Here is a 20492-nt window from a genome sequence, read left to right on the forward strand (position 1 = left end):
ACGGCACTGGCGGGGACGCCCGGGCTCAGCCCTCGGTCCAGCCGTGGCCCTTCGCGCACTGCAGCACGGCGCTGCGCACCTTCAGGACCTGCTCGCCGGTGAGCGACGGCACGTGCTCCAGCAGCAGCTCCGTCACCTCCAGCAGGAGCTCCGCCGAGGTCAGGACGTCGCACTCCGCGTCGTCGCCCTCGGCCGCCGCCACCCGGGCCGCGGGCACCGCCGGACCGGCCGGACGGGCCGGCGCCCCCTTGGGCAGGCGCACCGAGGAGGCCTTCAGCCCCCGGTCGCCCTCCTCCATCTCGAACTCCACCACCAGGCCCGAGTGCACCAGGGACTCGGGCATCAGCATGTCGTTGACGTGCAGGAAGACGTCCTCCCCGCCGTGGTCCGGAGCGATGAACCCGTACCCGCGCACACTGTCGTACCGCACCACTCGACCGGTGACCACACACACCCCCAAGGACAACAACCCGGGCCCCCTGCCCGACACCTGACGTAGAGGATAGAGGACGGGACGCCGGGCGCACGCCGTCGACCGGCGCTGGGACGGCGCCGGCCGGGCTCCCGGAAAACCCCGGAGCCCGGCCGTCCCGGCCCCGTACCATCGGTGCCGGAGCGCGCGAAAACACGGCCCGGTCGGTAGTCCGGGCGCCGCCGGCCCCGGCCGGCGGTCAGTAACCTCCCTCCCAGGGTGTCCGGCGCGTTCCTCCCGACGCGCGGCCGCGCGCGGGAACGTGGCACCACCATGGGAGGACGCACCATGCCGAGCACGTTCAGCGTGTTCTTCGACGACCCGTTCTGGGTCGGTGTACTGGAGGTCTCGGGCCCCGACGGGGTCCGGGCGGCCCGCCATGTCTTCGGGGCCGAACCCGGCAACGCGGAGCTGCTGGAGTTCGTCCGCCGCGGCTTCGGCCGGCTGCTGGACAGCGCGCTCGCCGCCCCCGCGGTGGCCGCCGACCGCCGCCCGGCCGCCCGTTCGGTGAGCCCGAAGCGGCTCGCCCGGCGGGCGGCCCGGGACCTCGCGGCCCGGCCGCTGAGCAGCGCCGCCGAGGAGGCGCTGGCCCGCGCCCACGAGCAGTCCGGACACCTCAATCGCGCCGCCGCCAAGCGCCGCGCCGCCGAGGCCGCCCGTGAACGGCGGGAACAGGCCAGGTCGCGCGCCCGCGCCCGGCACCGCGGCCGGTAGCCCGCGCTGCCGCTCCCACCCGCCCGTTCCGGTGCTCCGCCGGAACGGGCGGGTCCCCGGCGCGTTCCGCGCGCCACGCGCCGCCACGGGGAAACACAAGCCCTCAGGCCTCCCACAGTCGCGCACCGGAACGTCCGATTATCGATCCCACCGGGAAGAGCAACTGATCGTGCGTCAGTTGAGGGGGCGAGCGGATCGCTCCCCGCGCGATCCGAGGACGACCGACCCGAGAACCACCAGGAGACCGTTGTGCGCATTCTCTTCACCGGCCCGGCCGCACCCAGCCACCTCTTCCCGATGGTGCCGACCGCCCAGGCCGTCCGGGCCGCCGGGCACGAGGTGCTGTTCGCCAGTCCGCGGCCGATGGAGGAACTCCGGCAGGCCGGGTTCCCGATCGTCGAGATCGGCGACGGGCGGACCGTACGGGAGGCCTTCGAGGAGGTCGCCGGCAGCCAGGCGCACTACGCCCAGCCGGACCTCACCCAGGAGGAGATCATGGAGGTCGGCGCCGCCGCCTTCGCGCTCGCGTCGCGCTCCACCGTGGACGACCTGCTGGCGGTGGCCGCCGGCTGGGACGCCCAGCTGATCGTCCACGACTCGTGTCTGGCCTCCGCCCAGCTGGTCGCGGCCAAGCTCGGCATCCCGGCGGCGCTGCAGAACTTCGGCCTCAGCTCCGGCCTCGACATGGCCTCCCGGCTGGCCGCCCGCTTCACCGACGTCTACGACAAGCACGGCGTGGCCGGGCCCGCCGCCTCCACCCCGCTGAACATCGTGCCGGCCTCGCTCGGCGGCGACCCGGGCGGCCTGCGGATGCGCTACGTCCCGTACAACGGCGGTGGCGTCGTCCCCGCCGCGCTGCTGCACCGCGGCGTGCGGCCGCGGGTCGCCGTCACCCTCGGCACGGTGATCGCCGGGATAGACGGACTGGACGCCATCGCGCCGCTGGTCGAGGCCGCCGCCGGGGCCGACGCCGAGTTCCTGCTCGCCGTCGGCGACGCCGACCTCGCCGACCTGGGCGGCCTGCCGGCCAACGTCCACCCGCTGCCGTGGGTGCCGCTCGCCGAACTGCTGCGGGTGTGCGACGCGGTCGTCCACCACGGCGGCTCCGGCAGCACCCTCACCGGGATGCAGGCCGGTCTGCCCCAACTCCTGCTGCCCCAGGGCGCGGACAACTTCACGGTGGCCGAGATCCTGGTCGCCAGTGGGGCCGCGCTGAGCTCCTCCTCCGCGGACGTCGACACCGCGCTGCTCACCCGCCTCGTCACCGACCCGGTCCTGCGTGAGGGGGCCGAGCGGCTGCGCGCCGAGAACGACGCCCTGCCGAGCCCGGCGGCCGTCGTCCCCGACATCGAGGCCCTCGTCACCGCCCGCCCCTGACCCCCGGTCCGGGTGACGCCCCGGCCCGCCCGTGCGGCGGTCCGGGGCGTCCGCGCGTCAGGACCCGGCCCGTGAGCCGCGGCACCGCGACTCCGCCGGTCGAACCCCCGCGCGAAATTCGCTCCCGTGTGTCGGCGCCCGGCCCTAAGGTGCTCCCAACACGACCCGGGAGATGAATCCGTGAGCCAAACGTTTCGCGTCGACCTGCGCGGAATAGTCGATCTGCTGAGCCATCACCTCTACACCAGCCCGCAGGTGTACGTCCGCGAACTGCTGCAGAACGCCGTCGACGCCGTCACCGCCGCGCGCGGGCACGACGCGGCCGCCGCCCCGCACACCGCCCGGATCGCCATCTCCTCCGGCGAGGCGACCGGCGACGGTTCGCTGACGATCAGCGACAACGGCATCGGGCTGAGCGAGGCCCAGGTGCACGAACTGCTCGCGACCATCGGCCGCAGCTCCAAGCGCGACGAGCTCGGCTTCGCCCGGCACGAGTTCATGGGCCAGTTCGGCATCGGACTGCTCTCCTGCTTCATGGTCTCCGACGCCATCGAGGTGGACACCCGCCGCGGGGACGGCCCCACCGTCCGGTGGCACGGCCGCTCCGACGGCGGCTACACGCTGGCCCCGGCCCCCGCCGACCAGCAGCGCCCCGAGCCCGGCACCACCGTCACCCTGCGCCCGCGCCCCGGCAGCGAGCACCTGCTGACCCGCCGCGCCGTCACCGAACTGGTCGCCCACTTCGGCGCCCGGCTCCCGTACCCGGTCACCGTCGACGGCGAGCCGGTCACCGGCGGACCGGCCCCCTGGGACCGCCCCGGGAGCGAGAACGCCGCCGAGCGCCGCGCCCGCCTGGAGGCCTACTGCGAGGAGGTGTTCGGCTTCGCGCCCTTCGACGTCATCGACATCGCCGCGGCCGAGGCCGGCCTGCGCGGTGTCGCGTTCGTCCTGCCGATGCCGGCCAACCCGGCCGTCCCGGCAGCGCACCGCGTCTACCTCAAGCAGATGCTGCTGTCCGAGGGCGCCGAACGGCTGCTGCCCGAATGGGCGTTCTTCGTGCGCTGCGTCGTGGACACCACCGAACTGCGGCCCACCGCCAGCCGCGAGGCGCTCTACGAGGACTCGCTGCTGGAGGCGACCCGGGAGGCCCTGGGCGACCGGCTGCGCGGCTGGCTGGTGCGCCTCAGCGTCCAGGAGCCGGCCCGGCTGCGCTCCTTCCTGCGGGTGCACCACCTGGGCGTCAAGGCGCTCGCCCTGCACGACGACGAGATGCTCGGACTGGTCACCGAGTTCTGGCCGATGGAGACCAACGTCGGCCCGCTGACCCTGGCCGAGTTCACCGCCCGCTACGGACTGCTGCGCTACACCCCGCTGCTGGACGAGTTCCGCCAGCTGGCGCCGGTCGCCGCCGCCCAGGGACTCGCCGTCGTCAACGCCGGCTACGTCTACGACGCCGAACTGATCGACCGGTTCGCCACCGTGGACCGCTCGCTGGAGACCGAGCAGCTGCGCGCCGCCGACCTCGCCACCCACCTGGCGCGGCTGGAAGCGGCCGACGAGCGGGCCCTCGCGCCCTTCCTCGCCGCCGCCGACCCGGTCCTCGCACGGCTCGGCTGCGACCTGCTGGTCCGCTCCTTCGAACCCTCCGGCCTGCCCGCCCTCTACCTGCTCGACGACGACACCGCCTTCCAGCTGGACGTGCGCGGCGCCCGCGAGCAGGTGGACGAGACCTGGGCGGCGATCCTCGGCAGCTTCCAGAGCCGGAGCGAACCCCGGCCCCGGCTGGTCCTCAACCACCGCAACCCGCTGGCCCGGCAGGTCCTCGCGCTCACCGAGCCGGAACTGCGCGCGATGTGCCTGGAGGGCCTCTACGTCCAGGCGCTGCTGCTCGGCCACCATCCGCTGCGGCCGGCCGACACCGCGGCCCTCAACCAGTCCTTCCTCGGCCTGATCGGCCGGGCCGTCGCCGGAGGCGCAGCGTGAGCCGGACCGAGCAGGAACTGCGCGAACTCCTCCGCAGCACCCACGGCATGCCCGACGGGACGCCGAAGTTCGCCGCCCTGGAGGAGGTGATCCGCCACGCCGACGCCCTCGGGCTCACCGAGTTCGCCTTCGAGGTGCGGATGCAGGCCACCAACGTGTTCCAGCACAGCTGGGCGCCCGCCAAGGCCCTCCTCACCTTCTCCTGGTGCCTGGCGGCCTACGACCGTGAGCCGGAGCGCTTCCAGAGCGGTTACGAACACGACCTGCTCTGGCAGTTCAAGTGGATGGTCTCCACCGTCCAGGAGTTCCCCGAGATCCCGCTGCGGCGGACGGCCGACCTGCTCGACGATATGGAACGGCGCTACCGGCGCGGCGGCCACAGCATGCACGCCGTCCATCAGCACCGCGGACTGCTGGCCGAGGCCGTCGGCGACCTCGCCGGCGCCCAGGAGCACTACGAGCGGATGGCGCTCACCCGGCGCGACGGCCTCTCGGACTGCTCCGGCTGCGTTCCGAGCAGCCAGGTGCGCACGCTGGTGGCGCTCGGCCGGGACGAGGAGGCGATCCGGATCGGCGAGCCGGCCCGCCGCTCGGGCTGCATCGAGCAGCCGCAGTGGATCAACTCCGAACTGCTGCTGCCCTACCTGCGGACCGGCCGCGCCGAGCAGGCCGCCGAGGCGCACCGCGTCGCGTACCGGCGGATCCGGGACAGCGCGCACAACCTCGACACACTGGCCCCGAACGTGCTGTTCTGCGTCTGGAGCGGCGACCCGGGGCGTGGGCTCGACCTGATCGAACGCCACCTGTCCTGGCTGGACCGGGCCCGGACCCCGATGGCCGAGATGGACTTCGCCGCGGCGGCCGTCGCGGTGCTGTCGGCGGTGGAGGCGGGCGGCGACGGCGAGCTGCTGCTGCGCTTCCCCACCGTCGACGGCCGCCGCCGCCCGGACACCCCGGTCGCCGTGCTGGCCGCCGAACTGCGCGAGCGCGCCCTCGGCGTGGCGGCCCGGTTCGACGAGCGCAACGGCAACACCGTCGAGAGCACCCGGATACGCGAGTGGATGGCCGCCGGACCGATCGGTGAGCCCGCCCCGCCGGCGGGCTCCGGTGGGGACCCGCGCTCGCGCAGCGGTGAGCGCGTCCACCGCCTCACCGACCGGGTCGCGACCCTGGTCGCGGCCGGCGACCGGGCCGCCGCCGCCCGCACCCGTGTCGAACTCGCCGAGACCCTGCTGGGCGCCGACCGCTTCGCCGAGGCGGCCGAGGCCGCCGAGGAGGCGGTGCGCGAACTCGACCGGCACGCCACGCCCGAGGAGGCCGCCGCCTGCCGCTGGCTGCTCGCCCGGATCGGCAAGGAGACCGGCGACCGCGCAGACGCCGCCGAGCGGCTGCGCCAGCTCCTGGACGACACGGACGACGCCGTGCGGCCCGCCTCGCTGCCGTCCCGGCCCGAACTGGAGGCCGACCTCGGCGACCTGCTCGACTACGGCGCCGACTCGGCCGCCCGCTACCTCGCCGCGGCGCGGGGCTTCGCCGCCGCCGGCCGGCGGACCGAGGGCCTCGGCGCGCTGGTCCAGGCGATGTGGCGCCACCCCTACAGCGAAACGGAGGCGGAGACCGGCACCCTGCGGGACATTCTGACGGAGGCCCGCAGCACCCTCGACGCGATCCTCACCGAGGACCCCCCGACCCCCGCCGCCGTGCCCACCAGGGAGGTCGTGGCCGTCCTGCGCGGCTACGTCGACCAGATCCGCGCGGTCGGCCGCCACCGCGAGGCCGCCGACCGTCTCGCCACCGCCCGCACCCTCCTGGAACACCACCGCGCCACCGGCCCGGCCGAGAGCGACGACCTCACCGATGAACTCGGCGCCGTCCTGACCGACCTGGGCGAGGAGCACCTGCGCCTCAACGCCCCGGCCGCCGCCGAGGAGGCCGCCCGCGCCGCCCTCGCCACCGCGGACCACCCCTGGGACCCGGCACTGCTCCTGGTCCGCGCCCTGCGCCTGCGCGGCGCCGGCGAGGAGGCCGCCGCCCTGATGACCGCCCACGAGATCACCGAGGACGACATCCTGGAGGCCGAGGAGTACTGACGAGGGCGTTCAGTCGTGCACCGACCGGAGGTCCGACACCGTCAGCCCGGCGCGGTCGGCGCGGTCGGCGCGGTCGGCGAGTGCCGGCGGGCCGGGGGCGCCGGCGGTCAGCGGCAGGGGAGGAGGGCGAAGGTGTAGCCGCGGGACTTGAGGGTGCCCAGGATGGCGGGCAGGGCGGCGACGGTCTGGCCGCGGTCACCGCCGCCGTCGTGGAGGAGGACGACGGAGCCGGGCTTGACGGCGTCGAGGACGCGGCGCTCGATGGCGGCGCGGCCGGGGCGGGCCCAGTCCTGGGGGTCGACGCTCCACAGCTGGACGCTCTTGCCCAGGCCCGCGGCGGCCGAGCGGACGGTGCCGTTCACGCCGCCGTAGGGCGGGCGCAGGCACGACGGGGTGGTGCCGGTCTGCGCCCGGATGCGTGCGTCGGTGGCCGACACCTGGTACTGGAAGGCGGACTTGGAGAGCTTGCGCAGGTCCGGGTGGGACCAGCTGTGGTTCTGCACGCTGTGCCCCTGGGCGCCGACCTGCCGGGTGACCTCGGGGTTGGCGGCGACGTTCTGGCCGATCTCGAAGAAGGTGGCGCGCACGCCGTACTGGGACAGCAGCGAGAGCACCTGCGGGGTGTAGCGGGGGCTCGGGCCGTCGTCGAAGGTGAGGTAGACGACCTTGGCCGCGGCGCCCTGGGCCGGGACGGCGGGCAGGGCGACGACGGCGGTGGCGGCGGCGACCAGGGTTCCGACGGCGAACCGGGCGGCCCGGCGCCCCCGGGGCCGGTCCGCTGCACGGGGCGAAGACACGGGTCCTCCCAACGGCCGCGGCACGGGAACGAACCCGGTGCCCGCCCCCTGCCCGGCACAGGCGCCCAATGTAGCGCTCCGTCCCCGCACCGTCCCGGGGGCGGGGCGCCCGGGGGTCGTACTTCGGCCAGCTCGCGGGGGCGGTCCGGCAGAGGTCAGCGCGCGAAGGCGGTGAGCACGTCGGCGAACTCCACCAGCGGTTCCTCGGCCAGCAGTTCGGGGAATCGGGCGAGCAGGCCGGTCACGTAGGGGGCGGCGAAGTGGGCCTGGCGGGCCGCGTGGTCGGCGTACCGCTCCACCACCAGGAAGCGCTCGCCGTCCTGGCGGCCGACCGTGTACGCCAGCGCGCCCGGCTCGCGCAGGGTCTGCTCGGCGACCTCGCGCAGGGCCGCGTCCAGGGCGTCCGCCTGCTCCGGTCGCGCCCGCAGGATCGCCAGCACCATCGTCATGGGAGTTCCTTCCTCGTCGGTAGGGGGCCAGCCTGGCCGCCGGCCGGGAGCGGCCGATAGTAGAAATGCGACAGGCCCCGTCCGAGCAGGTCGCCCGGCCGCTCGCCGGTGAGCCGGCGGAACTCGCGGACGAAGTGGCTCTGGTCGTAGTAGCCGGCCGCCAACGCCGCGGGCAGGTAGTCGCGTCGGTCCTCCCGCAGGAGGTGCCGGGCGAGGCGCTGGAACCGCGCGAGGCGCTGGAACTCCTTCGGCCCGGCTCCCACCGCCGCCGGGAACGCCCGCTGCAGCCGGCGCTCGCCGACCCCGGCGGTCTCGGCGAGCCGGTCGATCCGCAGCCCGGCCGGCCGGCGGTAGACGCGCCCGACGGCGGCGTCCAGCCAGGCGTCCGGACGGTGGTGCTCGGCGAGCAGCCCGGTGAGGAAGCGGTCCAGGGCCGCGATCCGCTCCGCCGCACCAGTGGCCGTCCGGACCCGGTCGACCAGCCGCCGGCCGGTCGCGCCCCAGAGGTCCTCGGCGTCCACCACCCGGTCGGCCAGCTCGTCGAGGCCGACCGGCACCAGGTGGCGCAGCGCGCCCGCGCGGAACCGCACCGCCATGAAGCCGCCCGCCCCGCCGTGCCGGTCCAACCGCCAGGCGGCGCGGCGCAGACAGACGAGGTGCGCGCCCGGCAGCGGCGTCGGCGTCCCGGCGGCGTCGGGCGCGCGCAGCGCCACCCCGCCCGCCCAGTGCACCCACAGCTCGGCCCCCGTCCCCGGCAGCAGCCGGGGCAGCGAGCCGGCCTCGCCCTCGGACCACCAGTACCGTTCGACGAACGTCCGCAGTCCGGGCGCGGGCGGCGCGTGGCCGAAACATGGACGGACCGTCACTTCGGCGCTCGCCGAGGGTGGTGGAGTCATGACGGAGATGGTAGAAGGCGCCTCCGTGCCCCTCCCCGTGTGGTCAAGCACCCCGCAGAGCCTATGCCGCGCGGCAACAGGGCGCTAAGCTGCGGCCTTCTGAGCCAGTACCTGACAGGCCGTGCCACGGCCGGTGCCCCGGGCCGCCCCTCACCCGGATCCCATCGGACGTGACATGTCCCGTCCCCGTTCGGTGCTGGGAACTCTGTCGGATCCGAAGGAGGGGCAGGATGGAGTCGTTTTCCGCACGGGTGGTGCGCTCGTCCAGACGTCGCGCCGAAGTGTTCGCCGACGCCTACCGGCGCGTGGCCCCCGGCGTTCTGCGCGTCAGCGTCGGGGTGCTGTACCTCTGGTTCGGGCTGCCGAAGTTCTTCCCCGGCACCAGTCCCGCCGAGGACCTGGCCACCCGCTGCATGAGCCTGATGACCTTCGACGCCGTCCCGCCCGGCGTCTCGCGCTTCCTGCTGGCGCTGATGGAGGTCGCCATCGGGCTCGGTCTGGTCACCGGACTGCTGCGCCGACTGACCCTCACGGTGTTCTTCGTCCACATGACCGGCGTGTTCGCCACGCTCGTCCTGCTGCCGAACGACGTGTGGGCCCACGGCGTCCCCCCGGTGCCGACGCTGGAGGGGCAGTACATCCTGAAGAACATCGTGCTGATCGCGGCCTGTCTGACCGTCGCCACCCGCGAGCGGCAGGTGCCGGCGCCCCGTCAGGATCCGGAGGCGGAACCGGTGGTGGCCGAGGCGCCGCAGATCTCCCGTTCCCGGGCCGTGCGTTGACGAACCCGCGTACGATCGGAGGCCATGGTTGATCTCTATCCTCCGACCGGCCCCTACGACCGCGGGTTCCTCGACACCGGAGACGGCAACCGCCTCTACTACGAACAGCTCGGCAACCCGGACGGCAAGCCCGCCGTGCACATCCACGGCGGTCCGGGGGCGGGCACCCCGGACCGTCCGACGAGGGCGTGGGACCCGGACGCCTACCGGGTGATCCGCTTCGACCAGCGCAACTGCGGCCGCAGCACCCCGCACGCCAGCGACCCGGCGGCGGACATGCGGCTGAACACCACGCAGCACCTCATCGACGACATCGAGCGGCTTCGCGAACACCTGGGCATCGAACGGTGGTTGGTGAACGGCGCCTCCTGGGGTTCGGCGCTCTCCGTCGCCTACGCGCAGCAGCACCCCGAGCGGGTGACCGAGGTGGTGATCGCGGCCGTGTTCACCGCCCGCCGCTCGGAGATCGACTGGCTCTACCGGGGCGCCGGACAGTTCCACCCGGAGGCCTGGGACCGCTTCCGCGACGCCGTCCCCGAGGACGAGCGCGACGGCGACCTGCTCGCCGCCTACGCCCGGCTGATGGAGCATCCGGACCGGGCCGTCCGCGAGCGGGCCGCCGCGCAGTGGCTGGCCTGGGAGGACGCCGTCGTCTCCCACGAGCCCAACGGCGTGCCCGGCATGTACAGCCGCCAGGAGACCGACGCCCGGATCGCCTTCGTGCGGATCTGCGCCCATGTCTTCGGCCACGGCGCCTGGCTGGAGGAGGGACAGCTCATCCGCGACGCCGCCAAGCTGGCGGGCATCCCGGCGGTGCTGGTGCACGGCCGGCACGACATGGGCTGCCCGGTGCAGACCGCCTGGGAGCTGGCCAAGGCCTGGCCGGGAGCCCGCCTGCACATCATCGAGGACTCCGGTCACGCCGGCAGCGAACTCATGGGCCGTACCGTCCGCGAGGCCCTCGAGGAGTTCAAGACCCGATGAACGCCACCCGCGCCACCGTGACCCGGACGGCGACCGTGCTCGCCACGCTGGCGCTCCTGGTCTCCGTCTCCGAGTGCTCGCTGCTCAAGCGCGAAGGGGTGGAGCGGGCGGACGGCCCCGTGGGTGCCGAGGGTCCGGCCGAACCGTCGCCGGCCCCCTCGCCGCCGGTGGCCCCCTCGCCGCCGGTGGTCGAGGACACCCGAACGGTGGCGGACTGGCCGGACCGTCCGGTGACCGGGGAGTCCGCGCTGCCACTGCTCAGGGCCCGGGTGATCGAGCCCGGCTACACCGGCGAGACCTTCCTGAAGCGTCTCGCCGCGGGCCGGGGCATCACGCTGAAGGAACGGGAGAAGGTCGACTTCCCGGGGCCGCCCGTCTGGCACACGTCGGGGGAGAAGGCGGACGGCGGGGTGGCGGAGTGGATCGCCGCCGTGTGGTCCTTCGACGGCGAGTTGGAGAGGGTGACCTGCTCCGTGACGGCCGCGGCGGTCGACCGCATCGCGTTCCTGCGGCAATGCGCGGGTGCGGACCGTCCGGCCGGGACCCCGGCGGAGGTCCGGGCCTGGCTGGACGGCATGGTGCCCCGCGTGGACGAGCTCTTCGCGACGGGACCGGGTCTCACCGTCACCAGTCCGCTGCTGCGGCGCGGCGCGACCGCGGCCTTCCTGCGGAAGTGGCACAGCGAGGACCGGGGCGGCGACACCTACGAACTGCACCTGTTCGGCACCGGGGCCGGAAACTGACCGGGGGGCGGCCGCGTCGTCGGCGCGGCCGCCCACCCGCTCAGCGCGCCGGCGGCTGCTCCGGCAGCCGTACGACGGCGGTTCCGGCCTGGGACTCGCCGAACCCCCAGCCCGCCACCAGGGAGCAGCCGACCGCTTCCAGGATGTCGCTCCACGGCCAGTTGCCGGCGCCGGAGTAGAAGCCGCCCTCGCTGCGCGCGTCGTTCCGGGAGAGGCAGAGCATCCGCAGGTGGTCGCGGAGCGCGGGGTGCGTGAGCGTGCCCAGCCGCTCCTCCCAGGGCTCGGCGGCGGAGCGGGCGCGGCTCATGTCGCCGACCGACACCAGGTGTTCGGGGCCGCGCTCGGTGAACGTGGCGGCCCGCAGGGCGTCGGTGAGCGTGCCGTCGGTGGCGACGCGCAGCAGCACGGTCAGCCAGGTGTTCAGCTTCTCGGCGTTCCGGTCGGTCAGATCGAGCTCGTGGCGGGCCAGGAGCGGGCCCAGGTCGGCGCCGTGCACCAGCGCCTCACCGAACTCGTCGACGGTGGCGACGGTCCGCAGGTCGGCGACGAAGGCGTCGCCGAACGGCCGGGGGCCCTTGTGTCCGTCCTCGCCCCACGGCCCCGTTCCCGCCAGGAGGTCGGCGTCGAAGCGGAACAGCGATCCGCCGAGGTCGAACCGCCAGGTCCAGGGGGAGAAGGGGAACTCGCCGTCCGGATCCGGAAGCTGCCTCGGTTCCCGGCCGGACAGCGCGTCAGAAGTCACCCAGGGGCTCGGGAACAGGAACTCGTCGAGGGAGTCCGAGGCGTAGTAGACCCCGTACCCGGCGGCGGGTCCGACGGTCGGATCGGCGGCCGGATCGATGGCCGGGTTGCCGTCGAGCAGGATCGCGAAGGCACTGGCCAGCGCGGCGTCCCACCCACCGGGGTCGGTCGCCGGAGCCGTCTCGGGCGTCATCGTGAGCACTCCTTCATGTCGCGTCGCACGGGCGGACACAAGGTACCGGCCGCCGCCGACACGACCGATGGCGCGGGAGTGCCGGAACGCCCCGGCCACCACCCCTCTTCAACGGGGCGGTGGCCGGGGCGTTCCGTTCCCCCCTACGCCCGGTGGTACGGCGACGGGGTGGCGACCTCGCCGCCGAGGGCGGTGGCCGCGTGGCGGGCCCAGTACGGGTTGCGCAGCAGCTCGCGGCCGATCAGGACGGCGTCGGCGCGGCCGTCGGTGAGGATCTGCTGGGCCTGGGCCGGCTCGGTGATCAGGCCGACGGTCGCCACCGGCAGGTCGGTCTCCTGGCGGACCGCCTCGGCGAACGGGACCTGGAAGCCGGGGGCGGCCTCGATCCTGGCGTCGGGCACGAGACCGCCGGTGGAGACGTCGAGCAGGTCGACGCCGTGCACGAGCAGTTCCTTGGCGAGCCGGACGGTCTCCGCCGAGGTCCAGCCCTCGCGCCCGTCCTCGGGGTTCTCGGTGAGCCAGTCGGTCGCGGAGATGCGGAAGAAGACCGGCAGGTCGTCGGGCCACACCGCGCGGACGGCGTCCACGACCTCCAGGGCGAAGCGGGTCCGGCCCTCGAAGGAGCCGCCGTACGCGTCGGTGCGGCGGTTGCTGAACGGGGAGAGGAACTCGTGGACGAGGTAGCCGTGCGCGCCGTGGATCTCGACGACCTGGAAGCCGGCGTCGAGCGCGCGCCGGGCGGCGTCGGCGAACTGGCCGACGATCTCCCCGATCTGCTCGACGGTCAGCTCCTCCGGCGTGACCCGGGCGTCGTCGAACGGGACGGCGCTGGGGGCGAGCGGCGTCCAGCCGTGCGCCTCGTCCGGGTGGATCGCGCGGCCGCGGTCGACCCAGGTCCGCTCGGTGGACGCCTTGCGCCCGGCGTGGCCGAGCTGGATCGCGGGCACGGTGCCCTGCGCCTTGAGGAAGGCGGTGATCCGGCGGAAGGCCTCGGTCTGGGTGTCGTTCCACAGGCCGAGGTCGTAGGGCGAGATCCGGCCCTCGGGGCTGACGGCGGTGGCCTCGGTGATGATCAGCCCGGTGCCGCCGGCGGCGCGTGCGGCCTGGTGGGTGAAGTGCCAGTCGTGCGGAACACCCGCCAGCTCGCCGTCCGGCGCGGCGCTGTACTGGCACATCGGCGGCATCCAGATCCGGTTCGGGATGGTGAGCGACCGCAGGGTGAAGGGGCTGAAGAGGCTGGTGCTCATGTCGGACTCTCCTGGTCAGGACGGAGGGTGGAGCGCAGACGGAACCCGCGAGTGATTGCAGCCGCAATCTCTGCTGGAACAATAATTGCATGCGCGCCCTAAATGCAAGCCGCGCCGGCCCTTGGCCCGACCGCCCCCGCCCGCCGACGCCGGGGCGGCGTGTCCCCGAAAATCGGTGGACAGCCGCGGGCGGTCGGCCTACCTTGGCGATCATTCGGTAACGGGTACGACGACGGAGGTGTGTGGGATGGGCGTTCGGACCGGCGCGGCCGACTGGTGGAAGCCGCGAACAGCTGCCATGACCTCATCCGACCGAAGGACACTCCGAAGTGGATCTCCCACGTAGTTTCGTCATCCGCGAGAGCAGCCACCGCATCCACGACCCGCTCACCGGCGAGAAGTTGGCCACGCTCGGGCGGGCCCTGCGGCTGCCGCCCGAGGCGCGCGTGCTCGACCTGGCCTGCGGGTCGGGGGAGCTGTTGTGCACCTGGGCCCGGGACCACCGGATCACCGGCACCGGAGTGGACATCAGCACGGCGTTCATCGGCCGCGCGCGGGCCCGCGCAACCGAGCTCGGTGTCGCCGACCGGGTGGGCTTCGTCCACGGGGACGCCGGCGGCCATGTGGCCGACGAGCCCGTCGACGTCGCCTCCTGCCTCGGCGCCAGCTGGATCGGCGGTGGCGTCCCCGGCACGGTCCGGCTCCTGCAGCGGAGCCTCAAGCCGGGCGGGATCATGCTCATCGGCGAGCCGTTCTGGCGGCGCCGGCCGACGGAGCAGGACGCCGTGACCGGCTGTCACGTCGACAGCGTCGACGACCTCCTCCTCCTGCCCGGGCTCGTCGAGCAGTTCGGCGCACTCGGCTACGACGTCGTGGAGATGGTCCTCGCCGACCAGGACAGCTGGGACCGCTACCGGGCCGCGCAGTGGCTGAACGTCCGCCGTTGGCTCGACACCCACCCCGACGACGAACTCGCCGCCGGACTGCGTGCGGAGCTCGACACGGCTCCGGCCCGGTACGTGCGCTACGAACGCGAGTACGTCGGCTGGGGCGTTTTCGCGCTCATGCGTCGCTGACCGACGGCCGGGGCGGCGGTCCGGCCAGTACGGCGCGGGGCGGGCCGCCGCCCGCCCCGCGCCGGTCCGTGCTCAGGAGGCGGTCCGCACCGGGGGCCGGATGCCGCGGAACTCCCAGTCGCCGCCGAGGGCGGTGGAGAGCACCTCCTCGCTGGCCGTCACCTGGGCGCCGACGTCGGTGCGGATCGCGGTGGGGCCGGTGACCACGTGGTTGCGCAGGCGGCCGAGGCCCTCGGCCTCGACCTCGACGACGTCCCCGGGCTTGACCGGGCGGGAGTTGGCGGGGGTGCCGGAGAGCAGGACGTCGCCGGGGTGCAGGGTGATGGTGCGGGCGATGTCGGCGACCAGGTAGTGCATGTCCCACTCCATCTCGTCCGTGGAGCCGTCCTGGACGAGCACGCCGTTGACGTAGGTGCGCAGGTACTTGCCGCGGAAGTCCCAGTCGGTGACCAGGCCCGGTCCGAGCGGGCCGAGGGTGTCGGAGCCCTTGACCCGGAGCATCGAGCCGGCGTCGGTGTCCCGGAAGTCGTGCAGGCCGAAGTCGTTGGCGACGGTGTAGCCGGCGATGTACGCGCCCGCCTCGGCGGGGGCGATGTTGCGGCAGGTGCGGCCGATCACGATCGCCACCTCGCCCTCGTAGTTGAGGTAGTGGCAGCCCTCGGGGCGCACGACCGCGCCGCCGTGGGCGTTGAGGGCGGAGACCGGCTTGTGGAAGTAGGTCGGGGCCGGGGTGAGCCGGATCCCGAACTCCTCGACGCGGCTGCGGTGGTTGAGGTGGACGGCGACGATCTTGCCCGGGACGACCGGCGGCAGGTGCCGGGCGGTGTCGGCGGCCACGCGGCGGCCGTCGCCGGCCACCAGCTCCTCGCCCTCGCGGCGCACCTCGACGGCCGCGCCGTCGAGGAGGATCCGGCGGTACTCAGGCATGGGCGGTCTCCTCGTACGGGTCGGCCTCGTGCGGGTCGACGTGATGGTGGGGGTCGACGTGGTGATGCGGGTCCTGCCGGTGGGCGGAGGCGCCGGCGGGTGGCGCGGCCCAGCCCGCCGCCGGGCGGTCGAACCAGAGCAGCGCCTGCCCGGTGCCGACCGAGTTCTCGTACTCCCCGTACTGCCGCGCGGGCGCGGTGCACCGCTGCTCGCCGAGGGCGCCGGCCAGCATCAGGTAGTGGCCGAAGCGGGCCTCGGGCTTGAACCGCTGGAAGTCGTCCATGGTGTCGAGCACCCGGTCGTGCCGGCCCTCGCGGAACCAGGCGATCCGCTGCTCGTCGGCGGCCCGCGCCTCGGGGGTGAAGATGTGCACGGGGTCGCTGGACTCGTGGTCGCGCAGCCGGCGCAGCGGCCAGAAGGTGTGCGAGAGCGCCCCCGAGGCGATCACCAGGACCCTGCGGTCGACGGCCGCGATGCCGTCGGCGAGCGCCCGGCCGAGCCGCAGGTGGTCCTCGGCGTCGCCGGTCTGGCAGACCCCGATGCTCAGCCAGCGCTTGTCGGCCAGCCCCTCGCCGAGGTACTTCCAGAGGTTGATCGTGGCGTAGTGGACGGGCAGGCAGGGGTCGTCGATCGGGGTGATCCAGGTGTCGTGGCGGTCGGCGAACCGGGCCACCGCGTAGGCGAGTTCCTGGTCCCCGGGGTAGTCGTAGAGCATCCGCCGCATGCCGCGCGGCAGCTCCTCGGAGGTGAACAGCCCGGCCCGGCGCTGCTGGGCGGCGATCACGAACTCGACGGTGGTGGCCCAGTGCGAGTCGAGGACGACGACGGTGTCGTAGTCCAGCGTCTCGAACACGTCCCGGCGCAGCTCGCGCAGGCCGGTGACCAGGGTGACCTCCCGGCCCTCGTTGAGCTCGCGCCGGGTGGCCTCGGGCAGCACGATGGTGGGTACGTGGGCGAGCAGCCCGGCGCCGACGATCTCACCCATGGTCCGCCCACCCCCTCGGCGCGGTGACGGTGTTGCGCAGGTCGGCGTAGAAGTCGAAGCTCCAGTCGCCGCCCTCGCGGCCGATCCCGGACTCGCGCGAGCCGCCGAACGGGGCGCGCAGGTCGCGGACGAAGAAGCAGTTCACCCAGACGGTGCCGGCCACCAGCCGGTCGGCGACCCGGTCGGCGCGCTCCCGGTCGCCGGTGGCGAGGGTGGCGGCGAGGCCGAAGCGGGTGCCGTTGGCCAGGGCCACCGCCTCCTCCTCGGTGTCGAAGGTCTGCAGGGTGAGCACCGGGCCGAACACCTCCTCCTGGACGATCTCGGAGTCCTGGTGGACGCCGGTCAGCAGGGTGGGCCGGTAGTGGAGGCCGCCCAGCTCCTCGTTGGGCCCGCCGCCGAACACCGCGCGGGCGCCGGCGGCCAGGGCCCGCCGTACGAAGCCGTCGATCCGCTCCAGCTGGCGCGGATGGATGGTGGGGCCGAGGTCGGTGGACTCCGCGCGCGGGTCGCCCTGGCGCAGCGCGGCGGCGCGGGCGGTGAGCCGGGCGGTGAACTCCTCGGCCACCGAGGCCTCGACGAGCAGCCGGGTGGCGGCCAGGCAGACCTGCCCGGCGTTGTCGAACTGCTCGACGGCGAGGTCCGCGGCGAGGTCGAGGTCGGCGTCGGCGAAGACCAGCAGCGGGGACTTGCCACCGAGCTCCAGGCTGACCGGGGTGAGGTTGCGCCCGGCGGCCTCGGCGATCCGCCGGGCGGTGGGGACGGAGCCGGTGAAGCTGATCCGCCGCACGCCGGGGTGGGCGGTGAGCGGTGCGCCGACCTCGGCGCCCAGGCCCTGGACGACGTTGAGGACGCCGTCGGGCAGTCCGGCCGAGGCCGCGATGTCGGCGAGCAGCGAGGCCGTGAGCGGGGACCATTCGGCGGGCTTGAGGATGACGGTGTTGCCGGCCGCGAGGGCGGGGGCGACCTTCCAGGTGGCCAGCATCAGCGGGGCGTTCCAGGGGGTGATCAGGACGCTCGGTCCGGCCGGGTCCCAGCTGACCCGGTTGGCGTGCCCGCGGGTGTCCAGCCCGGGGTGGCCGAGGGCGAGCAGCCGGTCGGCGAAGAACCGGAAGTTGTGGGCGACCCGGGGCATCACGCCGCGCCGGTGGGAGCGGAGCAGGGCGCCGTTGTCGGCGGTCTCGACGGCGGCCAGGTCCTCCAGCCGGGCCTCGACGCCGTCGGCGATCGCGTGCAGCAGCCGGGCGCGTTCGGCGGGGGCGGTGGCGGCCCAGCCGGGGAAGGCGGCGGTGGCGGCGGCGACGGCGGCGTCGGCCTCGGCGGCGGTGCCCCGGGCGATCCGGGCCAGCTCGGCGCCGTCGATCGGGGAGTGGTCGGCGAAGGTGTCGGCGGAGGCGACGCGGCGTCCGCCGATCCAGTGGCGGGTGTCCACGGGGACCCCGGCCACCGTCGCGAGGTGGGGCGGCGGCGCGTCGGCGGCGGCCGCAGGGTGGACGGACATGCGCGCCCTCCTGGTTCTCGTTTGGCTCCAAACAACGTAGAGCTCGGGGTCCAGGGAGGTCAACCCTTGGAAGCGGCCCGGTCCTTGGCTATCGTTTGCCTCCAAATGACATTCGGATGGCCTTCGCGCCACCGCGAGTTCGACCGGAGGCACCGTGACGGGCGCACCCCACGACGACGACACCCACGAAGGATGGCGGCGGCGCGCCCGCGCACTCGCCCTCCCGACCGCCCACCTCATCGACGGCGCCCCGGAACCGGGCGGCGGCGCCACGTTCCCGGTGGTCTCCCCGCGCGACGGCCGCCTGCTGGCCGAGGTCGCCGCCGGCGGGCGGGCCGAGGCGGACGCCGCCGTCGCCGCCGCCCGCCGGGCCTTCGACCACGGCCCCTGGCCCCGGCTCGCCCCCGCCGAACGCGGCCGCGCGCTCCAACGGCTCGCCGGCCTGGTCGAGCGGCACCGCGAGGAACTCGCCCTGCTGATCAGCCTGGAGATGGGCAAGCCGGTCACCGAGGCACGCGACATCGAACTGCGCGCCGTCGCCGCCACCTTCCGCTGGTACGGCGAACTCGCCGGCAAGCTCACCGACGAGGCCCCGCACACCCCCGGCGACGCCCTGGCGCTGGTCACCCGGGAGCCGGTCGGCGTCGTGGCGGCCGTGGTGCCCTGGAACTTCCCGCTCACCATGGCCGCCTGGAAGGCCGCGCCCGCCCTCGCCGCCGGCTGCACCGTCGTCCTCAAGCCCGCCGAGCAGTCCCCGCTGTCCGCGCTGCGCCTGGGCGCGCTGGCCGTCGAGGCCGGACTGCCCGACGGCGTGTTCAACGTGCTGGCCGGCCAGGGCCCGGAGGCGGGGCGCGCGCTCGGCCGCCACCCGGACGTCGACGCGCTCGCCTTCACCGGCTCCACCGAGGTCGGGCGGCACTTCCTGCGCTACGCCGCCGACTCCAACCTCAAGCGGGTCTGGCTCGAACTCGGCGGCAAGTCCCCGAACATCGTGCTGCCCGACGCCCCCGACCTGGACCGGGCGGCGGCCACCGCGGCCTGGGGGATCTTCTTCAACCAGGGGGAGATGTGCACCGCGCCGTCCCGGCTGCTGGTCCACCGGGCGGTCGCCGACCGGGTGGTGGACGCCGTGGTCGAGCGCGCCCGCACCCTGCGGGTCGGCGATCCGCTGGACCCGGCCACCGAGATGGGCCCGCTGGTGACCGCCGCCCACCGCGAGCGCGTCCTCGGGCACGTCGAGGCCGCCCACCGGGACGGCGCCCGGCTGCGGGCCGGCGGCGAGGTCGCGCTGCCGGAGAGCGGCGGCTCGTACCTGCGGCCGACCGTTTTCGACCGGGTCGGCCCGGGGATGCGGCTCGCCCGCGAGGAGGTGTTCGGCCCGGTGCTCGCCGTCCAGGTCTTCGACACCCCCGAGGAGGCCGTCCGGATCGCCAACGACAGCGTCTACGGGCTGGCCGCGGGCCTGTGGACGGCCGACCTCTCCACCGCGCACCGGATGTCGCGGGCGCTGCGGGCGGGTACCGTCTGGGTCAACTGCTACGAGGAGGGCGGACTCGAAGTGCCCTTCGGCGGCGTCCGGCAGTCCGGGCACGGGCGCGACAAGTCCGCGCACGCGCTGGACAAGTACACCGACCTCAAGACCACCTGGATCCGGCTGTGAGCGCGCCCAGGCCGCTGATCGCGCTGCCCGCCCGTTTCTCGGCCTCCGTCTCGGCGCTGCGGTACGCCGCCGTGGTGGCCGCCGAGGCGCTCGCCGAGGCCGTCTACCGGGCCGGTGGCGAGCCGTTCGTGATGCTGCCCGCCGGGCCGGGTGCGCCCGGGGCCGCCGGCGCCGAGGAGGTCGCCGAACGGCTCGCGCGCTGTTCCGGACTGCTGCTGCCCGGCGGCGGGGACCTCGATCCGGCGCACTACGGCGAGGACTCCCGGCACCCCGACGTCTACGACCTGCACGCCGGTCAGGACGCCTTCGACCTCGCGCTCGCCGGGTACGCCCTGGTCGCCGGACTGCCGACGCTCGCGGTCTGCCGGGGCCTGCAGGTGGTCAACACCGTGCTCGGCGGCACCCTGGAGCAGGACATGGGCGGCCCCGGGCTCGACCACCGGCACGTGGTGCACCCGCTGACGCCGCTCGACGGGACCCTGCTGGCGCGGCTGGCCGGGCCGGGGGACCGGGTGGTCTCCTGCTACCACCACCAGCGGGTGGCCCGGCTCGGTCACGGCCTGCGGGTGACGGCGCGGGCCGCCGACGGCACCGTGGAGGCGGTCGAACTCGTCGAACCGGCCGGCTGGTTCCTCGGCGTGCAGTGGCACCCGGAGGACACGGCGGCCACCGACCCGGCCCAGCAGGCGGTGTTCGACGCCCTGGTGGAGGCCGCGGCCGCCGAGGGCCGCCGGGGCTGAGCGCACGACGCGAGGCCCCCGTCCACCGGTGGACGGGGGCCTCGCGCCTTTCGGAGCGTCAGGCGTGAGATCGGAATTGAACACCACTGAAATCCAGTAACACCCAAAGTAATCTGGGAAGACCTCATCATGTTGAAA

General features: G+C 74.5%; 19 protein-coding genes. 10 read left to right on the top strand and 9 right to left on the bottom strand.

Annotated elements, in window-relative coordinates:
- Nucleotides 1–25 precede the first annotated feature (25 nt).
- Nucleotides 26–448 carry a cold shock domain-containing protein gene (locus ABZW10_RS04640; RefSeq protein WP_355359833.1) on the bottom strand — a complete coding sequence of 141 codons (423 nt, stop codon included), beginning with the start codon at nucleotides 446–448 and terminating at the stop codon, nucleotides 26–28.
- A 312-nt stretch (nucleotides 449–760) separates the two neighbouring features.
- On the opposite strand from ABZW10_RS04640, the gene ABZW10_RS04645 reads away from it, so the two are divergent.
- The 4 genes from ABZW10_RS04645 to ABZW10_RS04660 all read left to right on the top strand — a co-directional run bounded on the left by ABZW10_RS04645 (nucleotide 761) and on the right by ABZW10_RS04660 (nucleotide 6636).
- Nucleotides 761–1186: a YjdF family protein gene (locus tag ABZW10_RS04645; RefSeq protein ID WP_355359836.1), complete on the top strand. Its 426-nt coding sequence runs from the start codon at nucleotides 761–763 to the stop codon at nucleotides 1184–1186.
- A gap of 249 nt (nucleotides 1187–1435) precedes the next feature.
- Nucleotides 1436–2563, top strand: a complete 1128-nt coding sequence (locus tag ABZW10_RS04650; protein WP_355359839.1) for a nucleotide disphospho-sugar-binding domain-containing protein — start codon at nucleotides 1436–1438, stop codon at nucleotides 2561–2563.
- A gap of 180 nt (nucleotides 2564–2743) precedes the next feature.
- Nucleotides 2744–4546, top strand: coding sequence for an HSP90 family protein (locus tag ABZW10_RS04655; protein ID WP_355359842.1), 1803 nt, complete (start codon nucleotides 2744–2746; stop codon nucleotides 4544–4546).
- A complete protein-coding gene (locus ABZW10_RS04660) occupies nucleotides 4543–6636 on the top strand; it encodes a hypothetical protein (protein ID WP_355359845.1) in 2094 nt (697 codons plus the stop codon). The genes ABZW10_RS04655 and ABZW10_RS04660 overlap by 4 nt, the downstream gene beginning before the upstream one ends.
- A gap of 107 nt (nucleotides 6637–6743) precedes the next feature.
- On the opposite strand, the gene ABZW10_RS04665 is transcribed toward ABZW10_RS04660, so the two are convergent.
- The 3 genes from ABZW10_RS04665 to ABZW10_RS04675 all read right to left on the bottom strand — a co-directional run bounded on the left by ABZW10_RS04665 (nucleotide 6744) and on the right by ABZW10_RS04675 (nucleotide 8778).
- Complete coding sequence (locus ABZW10_RS04665) at nucleotides 6744–7433, bottom strand: polysaccharide deacetylase family protein (RefSeq protein ID WP_355359848.1); 690 nt, start codon at nucleotides 7431–7433, stop codon at nucleotides 6744–6746.
- A gap of 155 nt (nucleotides 7434–7588) precedes the next feature.
- Nucleotides 7589–7882, bottom strand: a complete 294-nt coding sequence (locus ABZW10_RS04670; RefSeq protein ID WP_355359851.1) for a putative quinol monooxygenase — start codon at nucleotides 7880–7882, stop codon at nucleotides 7589–7591.
- A complete protein-coding gene (locus ABZW10_RS04675) occupies nucleotides 7879–8778 on the bottom strand; it encodes a helix-turn-helix domain-containing protein (RefSeq protein ID WP_355359854.1) in 900 nt (299 codons plus the stop codon). Before ABZW10_RS04675 ends, ABZW10_RS04670 begins: the two co-directional genes overlap by 4 nt.
- Nucleotides 8779–9008: 230 nt before the next feature.
- Between ABZW10_RS04675 and ABZW10_RS04680 the strand changes: the two genes are divergently transcribed.
- From ABZW10_RS04680 to ABZW10_RS04690, 3 genes are read left to right on the top strand one after another with little or no spacing between them, the layout of a single operon-like run.
- Complete coding sequence (locus tag ABZW10_RS04680; protein ID WP_355359857.1) at nucleotides 9009–9560, top strand: DoxX family protein; 552 nt, start codon at nucleotides 9009–9011, stop codon at nucleotides 9558–9560.
- A gap of 24 nt (nucleotides 9561–9584) precedes the next feature.
- On the top strand, nucleotides 9585–10544 hold the full coding sequence (pip, locus tag ABZW10_RS04685) for a prolyl aminopeptidase (RefSeq protein WP_355359860.1): 960 nt from the start codon (nucleotides 9585–9587) through the stop codon (nucleotides 10542–10544).
- Nucleotides 10541–11287: a hypothetical protein gene (locus tag ABZW10_RS04690; RefSeq protein ID WP_355359863.1), complete on the top strand. Its 747-nt coding sequence runs from the start codon at nucleotides 10541–10543 to the stop codon at nucleotides 11285–11287. The genes pip and ABZW10_RS04690 overlap by 4 nt, the downstream gene beginning before the upstream one ends.
- Nucleotides 11288–11327: 40 nt before the next feature.
- Here ABZW10_RS04690 and ABZW10_RS04695 read toward each other — a convergent pair whose 3' ends face one another.
- On the bottom strand, nucleotides 11328–12221 hold the full coding sequence (locus tag ABZW10_RS04695) for a hypothetical protein (RefSeq protein WP_355359866.1): 894 nt from the start codon (nucleotides 12219–12221) through the stop codon (nucleotides 11328–11330).
- 143 nt (nucleotides 12222–12364) lie between these two features.
- The gene (locus tag ABZW10_RS04700) at nucleotides 12365–13468 is read right to left on the bottom strand and encodes an NADH:flavin oxidoreductase/NADH oxidase (RefSeq protein WP_355359869.1); all 1104 of its coding nucleotides are present in this window, start codon (nucleotides 13466–13468) and stop codon (nucleotides 12365–12367) included.
- 329 nt (nucleotides 13469–13797) lie between these two features.
- Here ABZW10_RS04700 and ABZW10_RS04705 point away from each other — a divergent pair, with 329 nt between their 5' ends.
- The gene (locus tag ABZW10_RS04705) at nucleotides 13798–14544 is read left to right on the top strand and encodes a class I SAM-dependent methyltransferase (RefSeq protein ID WP_355359872.1); all 747 of its coding nucleotides are present in this window, start codon (nucleotides 13798–13800) and stop codon (nucleotides 14542–14544) included.
- 72 nt (nucleotides 14545–14616) lie between these two features.
- On the opposite strand, the gene ABZW10_RS04710 is transcribed toward ABZW10_RS04705, so the two are convergent.
- The 3 genes from ABZW10_RS04710 to ABZW10_RS04720 are packed head-to-tail and all read right to left on the bottom strand — an operon-like array spanning nucleotide 14617 to nucleotide 17954.
- On the bottom strand, nucleotides 14617–15471 hold the full coding sequence (locus tag ABZW10_RS04710) for a fumarylacetoacetate hydrolase family protein (protein WP_355359875.1): 855 nt from the start codon (nucleotides 15469–15471) through the stop codon (nucleotides 14617–14619).
- Complete coding sequence (locus tag ABZW10_RS04715) at nucleotides 15464–16456, bottom strand: 3,4-dihydroxyphenylacetate 2,3-dioxygenase (protein WP_355359878.1); 993 nt, start codon at nucleotides 16454–16456, stop codon at nucleotides 15464–15466. The genes ABZW10_RS04710 and ABZW10_RS04715 overlap by 8 nt, the downstream gene beginning before the upstream one ends.
- Nucleotides 16449–17954 carry an aldehyde dehydrogenase family protein gene (locus ABZW10_RS04720; RefSeq protein WP_355359881.1) on the bottom strand — a complete coding sequence of 502 codons (1506 nt, stop codon included), beginning with the start codon at nucleotides 17952–17954 and terminating at the stop codon, nucleotides 16449–16451. The genes ABZW10_RS04715 and ABZW10_RS04720 overlap by 8 nt, the downstream gene beginning before the upstream one ends.
- 154 nt (nucleotides 17955–18108) lie before the next feature.
- On the opposite strand from ABZW10_RS04720, the gene ABZW10_RS04725 reads away from it, so the two are divergent.
- Nucleotides 18109–19614, top strand: coding sequence for an aldehyde dehydrogenase family protein (locus ABZW10_RS04725; protein WP_355359884.1), 1506 nt, complete (start codon nucleotides 18109–18111; stop codon nucleotides 19612–19614).
- Entirely contained in the window at nucleotides 19611–20354 is a 744-nt protein-coding gene (locus ABZW10_RS04730) for a gamma-glutamyl-gamma-aminobutyrate hydrolase family protein (RefSeq protein WP_355359887.1), read from the top strand. The genes ABZW10_RS04725 and ABZW10_RS04730 overlap by 4 nt, the downstream gene beginning before the upstream one ends.
- Nucleotides 20355–20492 lie beyond the last annotated feature (138 nt).

Source organism: Kitasatospora sp. NPDC004723, assembly GCF_040609255.1.
GTDB lineage: Bacteria > Actinomycetota > Actinomycetes > Streptomycetales > Streptomycetaceae > Kitasatospora.

Bases quoted from the DNA above. Each gene is read 5' to 3' on its own strand.
- ABZW10_RS04645 (WP_355359836.1), top strand. From the start codon at position 761: ATGCCGAGCACGTTCAGCGTGTTCTTCGACGACCCGTTCTGGGTCGGT.
- pip (WP_355359860.1), top strand. From the start codon at position 9,585: ATGGTTGATCTCTATCCTCCGACCGGCCCCTACGACCGCGGGTTCCTC.
- ABZW10_RS04675 (WP_355359854.1), bottom strand. From the start codon at position 8,778: ATGACTCCACCACCCTCGGCGAGCGCCGAAGTGACGGTCCGTCCATGT.
- ABZW10_RS04700 (WP_355359869.1), bottom strand. From the start codon at position 13,468: ATGAGCACCAGCCTCTTCAGCCCCTTCACCCTGCGGTCGCTCACCATC.
- ABZW10_RS04695 (WP_355359866.1), bottom strand. From the start codon at position 12,221: ATGACGCCCGAGACGGCTCCGGCGACCGACCCCGGTGGGTGGGACGCC.
- ABZW10_RS04720 (WP_355359881.1), bottom strand. From the start codon at position 17,954: ATGTCCGTCCACCCTGCGGCCGCCGCCGACGCGCCGCCGCCCCACCTC.
- ABZW10_RS04690 (WP_355359863.1), top strand. From the start codon at position 10,541: ATGAACGCCACCCGCGCCACCGTGACCCGGACGGCGACCGTGCTCGCC.
- ABZW10_RS04680 (WP_355359857.1), top strand. From the start codon at position 9,009: ATGGAGTCGTTTTCCGCACGGGTGGTGCGCTCGTCCAGACGTCGCGCC.
- ABZW10_RS04710 (WP_355359875.1), bottom strand. From the start codon at position 15,471: ATGCCTGAGTACCGCCGGATCCTCCTCGACGGCGCGGCCGTCGAGGTG.
- ABZW10_RS04715 (WP_355359878.1), bottom strand. From the start codon at position 16,456: ATGGGTGAGATCGTCGGCGCCGGGCTGCTCGCCCACGTACCCACCATC.
- ABZW10_RS04670 (WP_355359851.1), bottom strand. From the start codon at position 7,882: ATGACGATGGTGCTGGCGATCCTGCGGGCGCGACCGGAGCAGGCGGAC.